The sequence below is a fragment of the Amycolatopsis keratiniphila genome (assembly GCF_000400635.2).
In the GTDB taxonomy this organism is placed as follows: Bacteria; Actinomycetota; Actinomycetes; order Mycobacteriales; family Pseudonocardiaceae; genus Amycolatopsis; species Amycolatopsis keratiniphila.
Genome location: NC_021252.1, coordinates 7,982,127 through 7,997,766, shown reverse-complemented (window position 1 = coordinate 7,997,766; position 15,640 = coordinate 7,982,127). Strand labels below are relative to the sequence as shown.

The following is a 15,640-nucleotide window of genomic DNA, read 5'->3' as shown; positions in this document are numbered from 1 at the left end:
GTGTCCGCCAGCGCCGAAACGCCTGTTTCCGCAGGTGAGTGACGTTTTACGTCCATATGTAACACTGTAGTCGTGACCGAGCTTATTGACCACCGGTTAAGACGATCCTGGACGCCCGAGGCCGGTGACGCCGCCCACCTTCCGGCCAAGGCCTTGAGGTGGCTCGTCCAGCGTATCGGCCCGTTGGGCTCCGCGGCGCCCTTCGCGCCCGATTCGGCGCTGTCCGTTCCCGAACCGGTGCTGGACGAACGGCCCAAGCGAGACCTCGAAGAGCTCGTCGGCGCCGAGCACGTCCTGACGGCGCCGGGGGAACGGCTCGCGCGGGCCAGTGGTCTGTCCTATCTGGACTTGATACGGCGACGGGGGTTCGGTGATTTTCCGGTGCCGGACGCCGTCGTCCTGCCGGAGAATCCCGCCGAAGTCCAGTCGGTGCTGGAAATCTGCGCACGGCACGACGTCGGCGTCGTCCCGTTCGGCGGCGGGACGTCGGTGGTCGGCGGGGTCGCCGCACTGCGCGGTGACAAGACCTCGGTGATCGCGCTCGACCTCACCCGGCTCGATGAACTGGTCTCGGTCGATCCCGTTTCCCGGATCGCGGTCCTGCAGGCGGGGGTCACCGGCCCGGAGGCCGATCGGCTGCTCGCCGCGCACGGTTTCACCCTCGGGCACGTGCCGCAGTCCTACGAACGTGCCACCATCGGCGGCTTCGCCGCGACCCGGTCCGCAGGGCAGGCCTCGTCGGGCTACGGCCGGTTCGAGGACATGGTCAAGGGGGTGCGGCTCGCGACCCCGCGCGGGGAATGGAAACTCGGCGTCGCGCCGGCTTCGGCCGCGGGGCCGGACCTGCGGCATCTCGCCATCGGCAGCGAAGGCGCGCTCGGCGTGATCACCGAGGTCGCTCTCCGCGTCCGGCCGGTGCCGGAAGTGCGCCGTTATGAGGGTTTCGTCCTCGACGGCTGGGAGAAGGGCACCGACGCGGTCCGCGAACTCGCCCAGCGGCACGTGCTCGCGGACGTGACGCGACTGTCCGATGTGGACGAAAGCGAGGTTTCGCTCGCGCTCAACGACAGTGTGAAGACCAAGGCGCTGCGCCGGTATCTCAAGGCGCGGGGAGTGCACGCGCCGTGCCTGCTGATCGTCGGCTGGGAAGGCGCGTCGAAACGCGAGGTCGCCCGGCGACGGCAGGAGACCACCGGCGTACTGAAGGAGTTCGGCGCCGTCCGGATCGGGGCCGCGCTCGGGGAATCCTGGCGCCGCGGCCGGTTCTCCGGTCCTCGGCAGCGGGACGCCTTGATGGACAACGGGGTCTGCGTCGAAACCCTGGAAACCGCCGCGTACTGGAACGAACTGGGTGACCTGCGGGACGCCGTCCGCGCCGCGCTCACCGCGACCCTCGGCAACGCCATCATCATGTGCCACGTCTCGCACGCCTACGAAACGGGCGCGTCGCTGTACTTCACCGTGCTCACGCCGCGCGACGAGGCCGACCCGATCGCCCAATGGCAGCGGGCGAAGGCGGCGGCCTCGGAGGCGATCACCGGCATCGGCACGATCTCGCATCACCACGCCGTCGGTGTCGACCACGCCCGCTATCTGGCGGCGGAGATCGGCGAGATCGGCGTCGAAGTGTTGCGAGCGGCGAAGAAGGCCGTCGACCCGGGCGGGATCCTCAATCCCGGGAAGCTGGTCTGATCAGCGTGCAGTCCAGACCGTGTGTTTCGGCGGGGATCCCGTCCAGCGCCGCGGCCCGGCGCTGTTCGAGGTCGGCGACGCGGATATGCCTGCCGTCCACCAGGATCGGCAGGCGGATGTCCGCAGCGCCGACGTACGCCACCACGTCGTCGAGCACGGTGCCGTCGTCGAGGGTGATGGCCGGGGCGGTCAGCCGCACCAGGTTGTAGCGCATGCCGTTGCCCTCGCATTTGTCGAGCACGGCCAGCTGTTCGGGGGTCGCGAACCAGACGGCGTGCTCCTCGACGACGCCAGGGGCGGCGGCCAGCGTCGCGGGGCGCTGCCCGTCCCGGAACCGCAGGCCGGACGCCCAGACCGCGGCGAGATCGGTGCAGCGCGCGTGGCAGACGACGACCGGGCCCTCCAAGCCCATGTTCTCCCGCAACCAGGTGATCTTGGACGGGCAAGCATTCGAGCCGTAGGCGAGTACGGCTTGGCGTTCGCGCCAGCCCTCCGGTGCGGTGTCGAGGCTGTGCCCGGCACCGTCGAAGTGGACGAACGAATGCCCCGGCCGCGCTCCCGGATACGGATCGGCCGGGAAATCGGCGTCGGTGAAGAGTTTCACCACGTCACCACGCTGCGGAGGACGTCTCCGTCGTGCATGCGCCCGAAGGCCTGCTCGACACCGTCGAGGGCGATCCGCTCGGTGACGAACTTGTCGAGCGGGAGCCTGCCCTGGAGGTAGAGGTCGATCAGCATCGGGAAGTCGCGCGAGGGCAGGCAATCGCCGTACCACGAAGACTTGAGCGAGCCGCCACGCGAGAAGAAGTCGATCAGCGGCAGATCCAGCCGCATGTCCGGGGTCGGGACGCCGACGAGCACCACCGTGCCCGCCAGGTCGCGCCCGTAGAACGCCTGCCGCCAGGTTTCGGGCCTGCCGACCGCGTCGATCACGACGTCCGCGCCGAACGAATCGGTGTACTCCCGGATCGCCTCGACGACCTGGTCTTCGCTCAGTCCCTTGCTGTTCAGCGTGTGCGTGGCGCCGAAATCCCCGGCCCACGCGAGTTTCCGGTCGTCGGTGTCGACGGCGACGATGGTCTTCGCGCCGGCCAGGTTCGCCCCCGCGATCGCGGCGTCACCGACACCGCCGCAGCCGATGACCGCGACGGAATCGCCGCGGCTCACCGCGCCGGTGTTCAACGCGGCACCGAGGCCGGCCATCACCCCGCAGCCGAGCAGTCCGGCGACGGCGGGCTCGGCGGCGGGGTCGACCTTCGTGCATTGTCCACTGTGGACGAGCGTCTTTTCGAGGAACGCCCCGACGCCGAGCGCGGGCGACAAGGCGGTGCCGTCGGCCAGGGTCATCGGCCGGGCGGCGTTGAACGTGGAGAAGCAGTACCAGGGCCTGCCCCGGCGGCAGGCGCGGCAGGTGCCACAGACCGCGCGCCAGTTCAGGATCACGTAGTCGCCGGGTTCGAGGCCGGTCACGCCGTCGCCTACGGCTTCCACGAATCCCGCGGCCTCGTGGCCGAGAAGGAACGGGAACTCGTCGTTGATCCCGCCTTCGCGGTAGTGCAGGTCGGTATGGCAGACACCGCACGCCTTGACCGAGACGACGGCCTCGCCGGGCCCGGGATCGGGCACCGTCACGGACTCCAGCGAGACCGGTTCACCCTTGGCGCGGGAAACGACGCCTTGGACCTCGTACGGCATGCCCACCTCCGAGTAGTCCATCCATGCCCCCGCCACCGCCCTCAACGGACGCGCTGGCGCGCGCGATATCGATCCACGCAGCCTGCCATGGATGCAGGCCACGTCGCGACATCCGCTCGGGTGGGGAACCGATTCAGTGTCCGGGCGTGATGATGTAAGCGATGCCGCCGGGACCGCTCGAAACTCCGCCATTCGTGTTGTACCGCTTGGTGCGCTGCCAAATCGTTTCGAACTGGTGTCGTTTGTAGACATTTCGGACCCGGTCGTTGCTGCTCGCGGCGGGGTCGTTCGCGATCACGTCACCGTCCTTCGTGAAGCCGACGACGACCATGATGTGCCCGGCCGTGCCGTAGCCCGCGCCGTCGAGTTCCTCGGCCTTGAACGACTGCGACGTGATCACCGGGATGCCGCGCGCGATGTACTTCTCGAGTTCGTTCAAGGAGTGCAAACGGGTGATGTGCCCACGCAGTCCGAGTGAAGCGGCGTACGCGGTGTTGAACGGCCAGTTGCCGGTTCCGTCGTAGGCGTAGTCGAACGTGTAGCGGGCGGCGTACGCGACGGTCGGGTCGACGTAACCCTCCGGGATCCACTTCATGTCTTCGGGCTTGGGCCGTTTGCCCCAGTATTCGGCGACCATTTCGGTGGACGTCGGGCTGCACCAGTTCTCGCCGCCGCCGCCGTACTCCGGGAACTGTCCTTTGTGGAGGTTCTGCGCGTAGGCTGGCACCTTGAGCTCGATCCCGGTGGCGCGGCCCGGTTTCGTCGCCTGGACCTCGAAGCGGTCCGGGACCAGCGATGTCATCGCGCCGACCGACGTCACCGACGGCGTGGCGCGGGAACCGGCTTCGCGGTACAGGCTGACGCGGAGCTGGTACGAGCGGAGCGCCACACCCGCCTTCATGACCAGCGTGTCGACGTCGACCGCGGCGTTGGCGTCGCTCTGGCCGTCGACGCTGGTGCGCTTGATGTCGGCGTCCCCGCTGGCCCAGCGGCCCATCACGTACCAGGAGGTCTCGGTGCCCGACGCGGTGCGGCCCTTCGCCTCCACCTTGACCCAGGTCTTGGCCGGCGTCTTCGCGTTCCACGAGGCGACCAGCTGGGAGGCGTCGAAGCCGTGGGTGTGGCTCCGCGACGTCCATTGGCCGTATTCGTAGGTCTTAGTGGTGCCGAGGGTGGGTTCGGTGTGCTCGATCGTGCCGATCGGGCGATCGATGCGCAGGGCGCCGTGGTCGATGCCGAGCCCTTCGAGCCTGCCGTCGCGGAAGCCGGGGTGACCGGACCATTCGTGGTAGTCGATCGACTCGTCGTCCGGACGGCCGGGACCCGCCTCCGCCGTCTGTGCCGTCACCGCGGTCATCGTCGCGATCGTCAGCAGCGTGACCAGCCCTCGTCTGCGCATCCCGGCTCCATCCCTCGATTCCACCCAGTAGGGAAGGGATTTTCGCGGGTCACGCGAGGTATGTAAACAGTTGCCTGCAAGACGGCCCGAGTCTGTGTCGCTTTCGCGACCGGCACGCGGGGGAATCAGGCGAGCGGGTGGGGCAGCAGCAGCTCCGTGTTCTGATCCTGGGCCGTCCCGACCGCGCCCAGCGAGGCGTGGATGTCGTTGTACGAGAACTCCCGGTACAGCGACGCAAGCGCTTGCGTCGAGGTGTCCGAGTACGAAGCCTCGTACGGCGCTTCCGCCTCGATCAACGTCGTGAACAGCGACAACGTGCCGTCCGCGTTGTCGGCGACCTCGATGATCCGCGCGTGCTGCGGGAAATCGATGTGCGAGGCGGTGTTGATCTCCCAGAAGCCCTGTTTCGCGGTCTTGCCGACGTGCGGGGTGATCTTGTTGTGGTGCGTGTGCCCGTTGACCCACGCCAGCACGTTCGGGAACCGGTGCAGCAGCGAGACGAACGTGTCGCCGTTGAGCCGGATCTCCAGCGGATGCCGCGCGTCCGGCAGCACGTTGCCCATGGTGTCGCTGGTGTGGTGGCTGAACAGGATGAACAGCTCGTCGGTCACGTTCTGCGTGACCTTGCGCCCGAAGAAGTCGTAGTACGTCGAGCTGTTGCGCTTGAGCGTGTTCTCCACCCAGGTGAACTGCCCGAGCCCGATCGACCCGTCGGCCAGCCCGGCCATCGTCGTGGTGTCGAGGCTGATGCCGGTGATCCCCGGCGCGATGCGGAAGGTGTAGTACACGTTCCGCCCGTCGGCGTTGTTCCCGCTGAACCCGTGGCCCACCGGGCCGGGGCCGGTGTTGGCGGAGTCGAGGTGGTGCTGGACGAACTCCGCGGTGCTGAACGGCCGCCGCCGCTCGTCCGGGGTGATCTCGCGGATCGTGCCGGAGCCGCCGAACAGCTCGGTGATCGGCACGCCGGAGCCGGACCCGATCGCGTTGGCGAGCTTCCGCGACGTCGTCTCGTCCTTGCCGATGACCTTGAAGCGGCCGGTGTACCAGGCGTCCATCCCCGGCAGATCCGGCACCGTGCCGACGATGCTGTCGTCGTGGTTGCCGAAGGTGCAGAACCACGGGACGTCGAGGCCGGGCGAGGTGAAAGTGTTCGACGCCGCGCCGAGCAGGCCGGGCAGCTGCGGGAAGCCCTTCTTCGTGTACGCGTCGTCGAGCGGCTTGCCGGGGTTCCAGTAGTGCGAGGACCCGGACGTCTGGACACCCTCGTGCACGTTCGGGTCGCCCGAGGTCGGGTTCACCGTGCCGCCGTTGAGCACCTTGAGGAACCATTCGAGCTCGATCAGCTCGTGGTTGTCGGTGTTGTCGCCGGTGGTGACCATGAAGTCGATCGCCCGCCCGGTGAACGGGCCCGTCTTCAGGCTGTTCACGCGTTCGACCAGCGCCGTCGTCGCGACCGGGCCGAGGGTCTCCTGCGGCCGGTGCGCCGAGCCGACGAACGGGTGCAGGTACTCGAAGCGCGCCGGGCTTTCGGCGTCGGTGAAGTGCAGGTCGGTGAACTGCGCGAAGGACGCCATCGCGCGGCGCCGGTCGTCGCGGCCGGACTTCGGCGCGGCGAGGTCGCCGCGGACCACGAGCGGCCAGCCGGGGCCCGCGGTCAGCCGCGTGTAGCCGGGACCGCTGGTCCGCGGGGCCGCCGCGGCCTCCAGTGTGGTGCCCGCGGTGCGGACCGCGCGGGACGCGGTGCGCGCCAGCGCGCGGTCGAGCGCGTTGGCGGTCGGTGTGCACAGCAGCAGGCCGACGCCGGCGGCGCCCGCCGCGGTGAAGGTGCGCCTGGAGATGACGGACATGGCGGTGCCCCCAGTCGTCGCGGGTGGGTATCGCGGAAGGACGATGCCGGACGACGTTAGCCGTGGGGTGAACGCCAGAAAAGGGTAATGCGAAAATTTGTCACGTTCGGCCGAATACGCAAGTAGCCAAGCGGGCTGGTTACGCTGGCCGCTCGACGAGCGAGGAGGTGGCCAGGTGGGTGCTTCGGCTTGGTCCGTCCGCGGCCGGTTCGACGGCGACCCGGAAGCGGCGCTGGACGCGATGAAGGCGCGTGTCTTCGAAGAGGGCGACTACCTCTGGGAAGAGGACGAACTCGGCCGCCCGGACTCGATCGACGAGCTGTACGAGGTGGAGAGCGTCCAGGAGTCCGGGACCCATTCCGTGCTCGACGTCCACGAGTTCATCAGCGCCACGGGTGAGGACGACTTCGGCACGATCCGGCCGCTGACCGACGCCGAACTCGTCGCCGCGTTCGGCACCGAGGAGCCGTCCGTGGCCGACTTCGACGAGCTCGACAAGGCGGGGCGGTTGCCGTACGAGCGTCGGCCGCGCTGGAGCGCGAACTGCGCGCTGCTCTACGAGAACGACGTCGCCGTCGAGCTGGCGATCTGGGGTGTGTCCGGCGACTAGGGCCGGTCCAGGTGGTCGTGAGTGGCGATTCGGGTTCTAACCCGAAACGCCACTCACGACGTTGGCCTTGACCCGAATCGCGACCCACTACAGCCGTGTCGCGAGCCCGTCGAGAATCACCTCGACACCCAGCTCGAACAGCTCCTCGCCGCTCTGCGCCGCGAAAGCCGGACCCAGCCTGCCGACATGCGGATACGCCTCGAGCCGGGCGAGGAACCCTTCGTCCGGCTCCCGCGCGGGGAGCGTTTCGACCGACGCCAGGACATGCGCCGTGAGCAGTCGCGAAATCCCCGCGGTGTCCTCTTCGGAGAAGCCCGCCTCCAGCAGGATCCGCGCGGTCGTCTCGATATGGCCCAGCCGGTGCGGCCCGGCCGGCGGCCGCTCGCGCAGCAGCGCGGCCGCGTCCCGATGCCGCAGCAGCAGGGCGCGGAACTGGCGGAGCCCGCTCGCGAGCTGATCGCGCCACGGCAGTGATCGATCGATCTCGAAGGCGTCGGCGCAGATCGCTTCGGCGACGAGGTCCAGCAGTTCCGCCTTGTCCTTCACGTGCCAGTACAGCGTCGGTGAGCTGACGCCGAGCTTCGCCGCCAGCCGCCGGGTCGTCAGCTCCGGGAGGCCGGCCTCGTCGAGCAGTTCGACGGCCGCCTCGGTGATCTTGGCGAGGTCGAGCGAGCCTTTGCGTGCCACTCGCGGACTCTATCAGTGATAGATTTGTCTCTATCACTGATAGAGAACGGGGGAAGTGATGCTCTGGACACCGAAGATCCGCCTGGTCACGGTGCTGTGCTCGATCGTCTTCGTGCTCGGCACGGCGGTGCAGAACTACCTGATCATCGATCTGGGCCTGATCGAGGCGAGCATGCGGCTCAAGGGCGCGGACACCGCCGGCGCGCCCGCGTACCTGAGCGCGTTGCGGCTGGTGGGGAACGTCTTCATCGTCGGCAACGCGCTGGGGCTGTTGGTGTGGTTCGGGTGGCGTCGGCTGTTCTGGCCGGTGCTCGCGGTCAACGTCGCCCAGGCCTTCGGCGTGTACGTCGTGCCGTTCGAGGTGCACCGGGCGGCGATCGCCGAACACGGCTGGCCGGGCGTGCTCCCGTCCCTGGTCACCGACGGTGGCGCGGTGATCCTGTCGATCGTGCTGATCACCGCTTATGTGCGGTCGTTCAGGCGGAAAGGCGACCCAGCTCGGCTTTGACGGCCTCGACGGCGGCTTTGGTCTCGGTGGCCGGGTCGGCGCCGTCACGGGCGATCCGGCCCAGCGCGTCGACGAGCGCGGTGTTCGCCGCCGGTGTCCACAGTGGACCGGTGGCGCGGCCGTTCTCCTTGACCAGCTTCGCGGCGTCGCCCGCCGCGGTGACCTTGTCGAGCACGCTCAGCCGAGCGGGCAGATGGAAGCCGAACTTGGTGGCGAACTCCTGCTGGAAGTCGACCCGCTCCAGCCACAGCCATTTGACGAAATCCTTGGCGGCGTTGGGGTTCAGGCTCTTGGCGTGCACCATCGAGCTCAGCCCGCCGACCGGGACGGACGGCGCGCCCGCCGCGTCGAGCCGGGGGAAGGCCAGGACACCGAAGTCGTCTTTCAAGGTGTCCTGGATCTTCGGCAGGTTCCACAGCCAGGTCCACTGCATGGCGGTGAGCCCGTCGATGAACGGGAGCGGATCCGGCCAGTCCGTCGCGGCGCCCAGCAGCAGCGAACCGTTGAGCTCGTGGAGTTTCGCGAACGCCGTGGCGGTGCGCGGATCGTCGAAGCCGACGGACTTCCCGTCCTTGACGTGGTCGAGCCCGGCCGACCACACCAGCGGCCCGGCGAGCGCCGCCGCGCCCGCGTCGTTGCCGGCGAAAAGTCCTTTGACGCCGTCCTTGGAGAGCTTCTTCGCCGCGTCGACGAGTTCGTCGAGCGTCTGCGGCGGCTGAACCCCGGCCTCCTGCAGGAAACTCTTGCGGTAGAAGAGGACCTGTGTGTCGAGCGACTGCGGAATGCCGTAAAGCTTGCCGTCGACGGACTGCGCCGCGAGCACCGAGGGGTTGAAGTCCCCGCGTACGGGCCCGACGACGTCGTCCAGCGGGACGAGAAGGCCCTGCCGGACCCGCTCGACGGTGACCTGTCCTTCGAAGACGTCCGGCACCGGGCCCGCCTGCAGCGCGGCGTTCAGTTTCGTTTCGTAGTCGTCGGGATTCCACTGCACCGCGACCTTGGACTTCTGGTACGCGGCCGCGTAACGCGTGACGGCTTCCTGCACCCCCGCCTCGGGATACGGGTGGTACCACTGCGCGAGATCCACCGGTTTCGGTTTCGGCCTGGTCACCCCGGCGGAGTAGGCGGTCGAGGGCGGCGGGCTTCCTCTTTGGACGGTGTTGGACCCGCAGGCGGAGAGTATCGTCGTCCCCGCCAGTGCCAGGAACGCCCGCCTGCTTGTCTTGCGCACCAACAAAACCCTTCGCCGAACGCCGTGAAGGCCATCTTCAGGGACCAGCGTCCCTCAAGATGGCCTTCACTGAAGCGCAGGCGCGCGGGAGATTAACCCGTTAGAGCTGACTGACGTCGAGTTTGCCCTCGGAGTGGAACGCCCGGAGCCGCTTCTTGTCGAACTTGCCGACACTGGTCTTCGGGACTTCGTCCACAAAGGTCCAATTCTCCGGAAGCTGCCATTTCGCGACCTTGTCGGACAGGAAGTCGCGGAGGTCCTCGGCCGTGGCGCTCTGGCCCTCCTTGAGCACGACGGCGACCAGCGGGCGCTCGTCCCACTTCTCGTCGGGGATGCCGACCACGGCCGCCTCGGCCACCGCGGGATGCGCCATCACCTGGTTCTCCAGGTCCACCGACGAGATCCACTCGCCGCCGGACTTGATGACGTCCTTCGCGCGGTCGGTCAGCGTCAGGTAGCCGTCGGGGCTGATCTTGCCGACGTCGCCGGTGCGCAGCCAGCCGTCGTGGAACTTCTCCGGGTCGGGTTCGTCACCGGCCTTGCCGCCGTAGTACGACGCCGCGATCCACGGGCCCTGCACTTCGAGCTCGCCGACGCTTTCGTTGTCCCACGGCAGTTCCTCGCCGTTGTCGCCGATCAGCCTGGCGCTGACGGACGCCGGGAAGCGGCCCTGGGTGTAGCGGTAGTCCCACGCCTTCTCGCCGGTCGCGGAGGCGGGCGGACGCGCGACGCTGCCCAGCGGCGACGTCTCGGTCATGCCCCACGCGTGGAGGATCGGCACGCCGTAACGGTCTTCGAAGGCGTGCATCAGCGACGGCGGCGCCGCCGAGCCGCCGACGACGACCTCGCGCAGATGCGAGATGTCCTGCGGGTTCGCGTCGAGGTGGGAGAGCAGGCCCTGCCAGATCGTCGGGACGGCGCCGGCGAAGGTCGGCTTCTCGGCGGCGAGCATCTGCGCGATCGGCGCGGGCTGGAGGAAGCGGTCCGGCATGAGCAGCGAGGCGCCGACCATCATGGCCGCGTACGGCATGCCCCACGCCATCGCGTGGAACATCGGGACGATCGCGAGGGCCTTGTCGTGCTGGGCCAGCCGCATGCTGTCGGACATCGTGACCTGCATCGAGTGCAGCCAGATCGACCGATGGGAGTACGCGACGCCCTTCGGATCACCCGTGGTGCCCGACGTGTAACACATCGCGGCGGCCGACCGCTCGTCCACCTCGGGCCAGTCGAAGGTGTCCGGCTGGCCGGACAGCAGTTCGTCGTAGGAGTGCACCTGGACGCCGTCCGGCGCGGGGAGGGTGGAGGCGTCGCCGTTGGCCACGATGACGTGACGCACGGTCTTCAGCTCGGGCAGCTGCTTGGCCAGCAGCGGGACGAGCGTGCCGTCGACGATGACGACCTGGTCTTCGGCGTGGTTGGCGACGAAGACGAGCTGCTCGGGGAACAGCCGGATGTTCAGCGTGTGCAGCACCGCGCCCATCGCCGGGATGGCCAGGTACGCGGCCATGTGCTCGGCGTTGTTCCACATGAAGGTGCCGACGCGCTGGTCGCCGGTGACGCCGAGGCTCCGGAGCGCGTTCGCCAGGCGAGCGGCGTGTTTGCCGAGCTCGCCGTAGGTCTCGCGGCGGGCTTCTGAACCGGTCCAGGTGATGACTTCGCTCTCGGAGTGCACCGTGGTGCCGTGGCGGAGCAGCCTGCCCAGTGACAGCTGCCCGTCCTGCATCGTGCTCAACATCGCGTACTCCCGTGGTGCTCGTTCTCCGGTGAACTGGGGTTGCGCCGACTCTAATCCGGGAGGGGTGAACCGGTCAGTAACATCGCAGGCAACCGTTCGGTCACAGTGTCGCGCTAACGGGTGTTCGCCGGTTCGGGCCAAGATCATCAATAATTCGTATTTTTCTTACCATGAAACGAAAAATGGCTGACTGTGCGAAGTGATGGCATCGCTCATAAGGGTGATGAACACAGGCGAATCGCCGCTCGAACGGCGTGTTTCCGCAGGCTGGGGCGGGTTGCCCGTGGCGTGGTCGAGGGGTAATAAGTGCGTGTCGGTTTCACGGCCGAGGAACGGGTGGCGTTTACTGGAGCCGTGGTACAGAGACGGCTGGCCAGCGCTTGCTCTTGCAAGCATGGTTAAAGGCCGTCGGCCGCGAAAGCGGAGACCTGAGATGAAAGGACTACTACGTTGGCTCTGCCCACGTTGACTCCGGAGCAGCGCGCCGATGCCCTCGCCAAGGCGGCTGAGGCTCGCAAAGCGCGCTCCGAGCTGCTTGCGTCGATCAAGTCCGGCAAGGAGAGCATCGACAAGGTGCTCAAGCAGGCCAAGGAGAACAAGACCATCGGCAAGACGAAGGTCACGCAGCTGCTGAAGGCCGTGCCCGGCCTGGGCGCGGTCAAGGTCGCCGCCCTGCTGGAGCAGGCCGGGATCGACCCGGACCGGCGTGCCGCCGGCCTGGGCGAGCGGCAGCGCGAGGCCCTTCTCGAGGCGCTGAAGTAACGCTTCCGCAGGTCACGGGCTGTCCGGGGGAAGGTGTTGCCTGAGAGGCTGTTGCCCGGGCAACACTTTCCCCTGGTCTCAGCCGGAGCCTGGGACGCTGGTGGGGTGACGACCAGTACCGCACCGGCGACCCCGGCAGACCTGGCCGCCCGCTACGAGCGGGGCGACTTCCTCCTGGCCACGGCACGGCACGCGCTCCTCGCGAGCGGGGCCGTGGCCACCGCGACCGACACCGAGCCGTCGCGGCTGTCCGGGGCGCTCCCCGGGCTGTTCACCGACTCGGGTGCTTCGATCGCGGTCGGTGTGCTGCCCTTCGACACCAGTGACACCACGTCGACACCGGGGCATCTGGTGCTCCCGCGCGCGGTCCATCGCGCGTCGTCCGACCACGCGGCCGTTCCGCCGCGCACCTCGCTTCCGCGGCCGGTCAAGGTCACGCCCGTGCCGGAACCGGAGGCCCATCTGGCCGCCGTCCGCGCGGCCGTCTCCGCGCTGAGCGACCGTGACCTGCGCAAAGTCGTCCTGGCCCGCGCTCTCGATCTCGACTTCGACGAGGCCGTCCCGGTCGCCGAAGTCGTCCGGAACCTGGCGAACGGGAACCCCCGGCACACCACGTACGCCGCGCAGCTGCCCGACGGGCGCACGCTGGTCGGCGCGACCCCCGAACTCCTGCTTTCCCGCACCGGCGGTGCCGTCGTGTCCCGGCCACATGCCGGGTCGATGCCCCGGTCGGCCGACCCGGCGATCGACAAGGCGAACGGTGAGGCGTTGCTGGCGTCCGAAAAGGACCACGTCGAGCACGCCGTGGTGGTGGAGTCCGTCGTCGAGATCCTGCGGCCGTTCTGCCGCACGCTCGACGTCCGGGGGCCCGAGCTGGTCTCGACGCCGGCCATCTGGCATCTGTCGACCACCGTCACCGGCGAGCTGATCGACCAGGACGTCACCGCGCTCGACCTCGCCGCCGCGCTGCATCCGACGCCGGCGATCTGCGGCACGCCGACCGATGCCGCGCGTTCGCTGGTCAAGGAGCTGGAGCCGTTCGACCGCGCGTACTACGCGGGCGCCGTCGGCTGGGTCGACGCGGCGGGGGACGGCGAATGGGCAGTCGGGATCCGGTGCGCGGAGATCGCCGACACCGCCATGCGGCTGTACGCCGGCGGCGGCATCGTGCCCGCCTCCGACCCGCGGACCGAACTCGACGAGACCTCGGCGAAGTTCCGCACCCTGCTGGCCGCGATGGGCCTGGAGATCTGACGCGTTTCGTCCTCTGGATGCGGTCCTTGCGTGTGCAACTACCGGATTCAGAGGACGAAACGCGGGAGGTCAGAGGGGGCCTTCGCGCGCCGCCGGCGTTACTGAGCGGCGATCTCGTGTGATTGGGCGGCGCACACGCGTGATTGGAGGGCGCACACGCGTGATTGGGCGGCGAACAGCGCGGTCAGAGGGGTGCGAAGTCTTCGGTGACCGAGATGTCGTCCGAGGTGATCAGCGCGACGGCCGCCCGGTAGCCCTCGGCCGCCTTCAGGTCCGCGAGCCGCGTCCGGTCCGGGTCGAGCGCCTGGTGGGTCGACCGGACCAGCCGCGCCTGCTCGTCGTAGCCGGAGAACGTGATGCTCTGCAGCGGGATCTTGAGGCCCTTCCCGGTGGCCTTCATGACCGCTTCCTTGCGCGTCCAGTAGGTGAAGAACGCCGTCGCGCGCTGCTCGTCGGAGAGCCCGGAGATCGCGGCCAGCTCCGCGGGCGTCAGCGCGTACTCCATGAGCGAGTCCTCGGCCCGCCTGGTGGCCGTCTCGACGTCGAGGCCGACCGGGGTGCCCGCGGTGGCCGCGACGCCGATGAGGTCGCCGGAATGCGAGATCGACAGCATCAGCGGCGCGCCGGGGACCTTAGGCCTCCCGTGCGGTTTGCCGCAGTCTTCGCAGGTCGCGTCGAACTTCACGGCCTCGACGGCCAGGCCCAGCCGCTCGGCGGCGACGGTCTTCGCCAGCACCCGGCCGGTCAGGAACCGGCGTTTGTCGATGTCCTGGCGGTAGTTCGCGTACCGGCCCTGCTCCGGCTCGTCGAGCAGGGCCAGGAACCGGGGTTCAGCGGGCAGGGGCTCCGACCAGCGGACGGCGCATTCGATCACGTCTCCTTCATACCCGATTCCGTGGTCGACTCACTCGCGTTTTCGTCGAGCAGGGTCGCTTCGTCGAACGGTGACTCGCCGTTCAGCGTACGGTCCAGCTGCTCCCGGTCGATCTCGTTGGTCCAGGTGCCGATCAGCACGGTCGCGACGGCGTTGCCCGCGAAGTTCGTCAGCGCGCGGGCCTCGGACATGAACCGGTCGATGCCGACGATGAACCCGACGCCGTCGACCAGCTCCGGCCGGTGCGAGGACAGCCCGCCCGCCAGCGTCGCGAGCCCCGCGCCGGTGACCCCGGCCGCACCCTTCGACGCGATGATCATGAACACCAGCAACGAGATCTGCTCGCCGATGGTCAGCGGTTTGTCGAGCGCGTCCGCGATGAAGATGGACGCCATCGTCAGGTAGATCGCGGTGCCGTCGAGGTTGAACGAGTACCCGGTGGGCACGGTGATGCCGACGACCGGTTTGGAGACGCCGGCGTGCTCCATCTTCGCGATCAGCCGCGGCAGGGCCGACTCCGACGACGACGTGGACAGGATCAGCAGGAACTCGCGGCCGAGGTATTTCAGCAGCTTGAAGATGTTGACCCTGGCGAGCAGGCCGATGATCAGCCCGAGCACCACGAACACGAACAGCGCGCAGGTGATGTAGAAGCCGAGCATGATCACCGCGAGGCTCTGCAGTGCCTTCCAGCCGGTCTCGCCGACGACGGCGGCGATCGCGCCGAACGCGCCGACCGGGGCCGCCCACATGATCATCGCGAGGATCCGGAACACGAGCCGCTGGATGTGCTCGATGCCCCGGCGGATCGGCTCGCCCTTGGTGCCCAGTTTCTGCAGCGCGAACCCCGCGAGCAGGGCGACCAGCAGTGTCTGCAGCACCTCGCCCTCGGTGAACGCCGAGACCAGCGTCTTCGGGATGATCCCGAGCAGGAACTCGACGGTGCCTTCGCTCTTGGCGATCTGGCCCTGTCCCTTTTCGGCGATCTCGGGCGTCAGGTGCAGGCCGGTGCCGGGCTGCAGGATGTTGCCGACGACCAGGCCGATGACCAGCGCGACCGTCGACATGATCAGGAAGTAGCCGATCGCCAGCCCGCCGACGCGGCCGACCTTCGCCGCCTTCGCCACCGAGCCGACGCCGAGTGCGATCGTGCAGAAGATGATCGGCGAGATCATCATCTTGATCAGGTTCACGAACCCGGTCCCGAGCGGTTTCAGCTCCTTGCCGACCTCGGGGAGCAGGATGCCGACCGCGATGCCGAGGCCCACCGCCACGATGACGGCGATGTAGAGGTAATGGGTGCGATCCCGCTTCGCCGCGGGTGCTGCCGTGCTCATGGGTGC

The 15,640-nt window shown here is 68.5% G+C and carries 14 protein-coding genes; 5 read left to right on the top strand and 9 right to left on the bottom strand.

The window, feature by feature from the left end:
• Positions 1-72 precede the first annotated feature (72 nt).
• Positions 73-1,692, top strand: a complete 1,620-nt coding sequence (locus tag AORI_RS76970) for an FAD-binding oxidoreductase (protein ID WP_081809747.1) — start codon at positions 73-75, stop codon at positions 1,690-1,692.
• On the opposite strand, the gene AORI_RS76965 is transcribed toward AORI_RS76970, so the two are convergent.
• From AORI_RS76965 to AORI_RS76950, 4 genes are all read right to left on the bottom strand, one after another.
• Complete coding sequence (locus AORI_RS76965; protein WP_043848410.1) at positions 1,670-2,299, bottom strand: gamma-glutamylcyclotransferase family protein; 630 nt, start codon at positions 2,297-2,299, stop codon at positions 1,670-1,672. The genes AORI_RS76970 and AORI_RS76965 overlap by 23 nt on opposite strands.
• A complete protein-coding gene (locus tag AORI_RS76960) occupies positions 2,293-3,387 on the bottom strand; it encodes an S-(hydroxymethyl)mycothiol dehydrogenase (RefSeq protein ID WP_043849192.1) in 1,095 nt (364 codons plus the stop codon). The genes AORI_RS76965 and AORI_RS76960 overlap by 7 nt, the downstream gene beginning before the upstream one ends.
• A gap of 133 nt (positions 3,388-3,520) precedes the next feature.
• Positions 3,521-4,786 (bottom strand): C39 family peptidase, encoded by a 1,266-nt coding sequence (locus AORI_RS76955; RefSeq protein WP_016337462.1) that lies wholly within the window; start codon positions 4,784-4,786, stop codon positions 3,521-3,523.
• A gap of 125 nt (positions 4,787-4,911) precedes the next feature.
• Entirely contained in the window at positions 4,912-6,633 is a 1,722-nt protein-coding gene (locus tag AORI_RS76950) for a TIGR03767 family metallophosphoesterase (protein WP_016337461.1), read from the bottom strand.
• Positions 6,634-6,808: 175 nt separating this feature from the next.
• Here AORI_RS76950 and AORI_RS76945 point away from each other — a divergent pair, with 175 nt between their 5' ends.
• On the top strand, positions 6,809-7,243 hold the full coding sequence (locus AORI_RS76945) for a hypothetical protein (protein ID WP_016337460.1): 435 nt from the start codon (positions 6,809-6,811) through the stop codon (positions 7,241-7,243).
• 87 nt (positions 7,244-7,330) lie between these two features.
• On the opposite strand, the gene AORI_RS76940 is transcribed toward AORI_RS76945, so the two are convergent.
• Entirely contained in the window at positions 7,331-7,930 is a 600-nt protein-coding gene (locus tag AORI_RS76940; RefSeq protein WP_016337459.1) for a TetR/AcrR family transcriptional regulator C-terminal domain-containing protein, read from the bottom strand.
• A gap of 58 nt (positions 7,931-7,988) precedes the next feature.
• On the opposite strand from AORI_RS76940, the gene AORI_RS76935 reads away from it, so the two are divergent.
• The gene (locus AORI_RS76935; RefSeq protein ID WP_043848409.1) at positions 7,989-8,438 is read left to right on the top strand and encodes a hypothetical protein; all 450 of its coding nucleotides are present in this window, start codon (positions 7,989-7,991) and stop codon (positions 8,436-8,438) included.
• Here AORI_RS76935 and AORI_RS76930 read toward each other — a convergent pair.
• Both AORI_RS76930 and AORI_RS76925 read right to left on the bottom strand, forming a co-directional pair.
• Positions 8,407-9,669, bottom strand: coding sequence for an ABC transporter substrate-binding protein (locus AORI_RS76930; protein ID WP_016337457.1), 1,263 nt, complete (start codon positions 9,667-9,669; stop codon positions 8,407-8,409). The genes AORI_RS76935 and AORI_RS76930 overlap by 32 nt on opposite strands.
• Positions 9,670-9,769: 100 nt before the next feature.
• Positions 9,770-11,407 carry a long-chain fatty acid--CoA ligase gene (locus AORI_RS76925; RefSeq protein WP_016337456.1) on the bottom strand — a complete coding sequence of 546 codons (1,638 nt, stop codon included), beginning with the start codon at positions 11,405-11,407 and terminating at the stop codon, positions 9,770-9,772.
• A gap of 450 nt (positions 11,408-11,857) precedes the next feature.
• On the opposite strand from AORI_RS76925, the gene mihF reads away from it, so the two are divergent.
• Both mihF and AORI_RS76915 read left to right on the top strand, forming a co-directional pair.
• A complete protein-coding gene (mihF, locus tag AORI_RS76920) occupies positions 11,858-12,169 on the top strand; it encodes an integration host factor, actinobacterial type (protein ID WP_005155963.1) in 312 nt (103 codons plus the stop codon).
• A gap of 105 nt (positions 12,170-12,274) precedes the next feature.
• On the top strand, positions 12,275-13,423 hold the full coding sequence (locus tag AORI_RS76915; RefSeq protein WP_016337455.1) for an isochorismate synthase: 1,149 nt from the start codon (positions 12,275-12,277) through the stop codon (positions 13,421-13,423).
• A gap of 184 nt (positions 13,424-13,607) precedes the next feature.
• Here the strand turns inward: AORI_RS76915 and AORI_RS76910 are convergent, their stop codons facing one another.
• Both AORI_RS76910 and AORI_RS76905 read right to left on the bottom strand, forming a co-directional pair.
• Positions 13,608-14,297, bottom strand: a complete 690-nt coding sequence (locus tag AORI_RS76910) for a 4'-phosphopantetheinyl transferase family protein (RefSeq protein WP_016337454.1) — start codon at positions 14,295-14,297, stop codon at positions 13,608-13,610.
• Complete coding sequence (locus AORI_RS76905; RefSeq protein ID WP_016337453.1) at positions 14,294-15,634, bottom strand: C4-dicarboxylate transporter DctA; 1,341 nt, start codon at positions 15,632-15,634, stop codon at positions 14,294-14,296. Before AORI_RS76905 ends, AORI_RS76910 begins: the two co-directional genes overlap by 4 nt.
• Positions 15,635-15,640: the final 6 nt, after the last annotated feature.

Excerpts from the sequence above, each read along its gene's own strand:
- AORI_RS76935 (WP_043848409.1), top strand. The coding sequence starts at position 7,989 with ATGCTCTGGACACCGAAGATCCGCCTGGTCACGGTGCTGTGCTCGATC.
- AORI_RS76950 (WP_016337461.1), bottom strand. The coding sequence starts at position 6,633 with ATGTCCGTCATCTCCAGGCGCACCTTCACCGCGGCGGGCGCCGCCGGC.
- AORI_RS76925 (WP_016337456.1), bottom strand. The coding sequence starts at position 11,407 with ATGTTGAGCACGATGCAGGACGGGCAGCTGTCACTGGGCAGGCTGCTC.
- AORI_RS76955 (WP_016337462.1), bottom strand. The coding sequence starts at position 4,786 with ATGCGCAGACGAGGGCTGGTCACGCTGCTGACGATCGCGACGATGACC.
- AORI_RS76960 (WP_043849192.1), bottom strand. The coding sequence starts at position 3,387 with ATGCCGTACGAGGTCCAAGGCGTCGTTTCCCGCGCCAAGGGTGAACCG.
- AORI_RS76905 (WP_016337453.1), bottom strand. The coding sequence starts at position 15,634 with ATGAGCACGGCAGCACCCGCGGCGAAGCGGGATCGCACCCATTACCTC.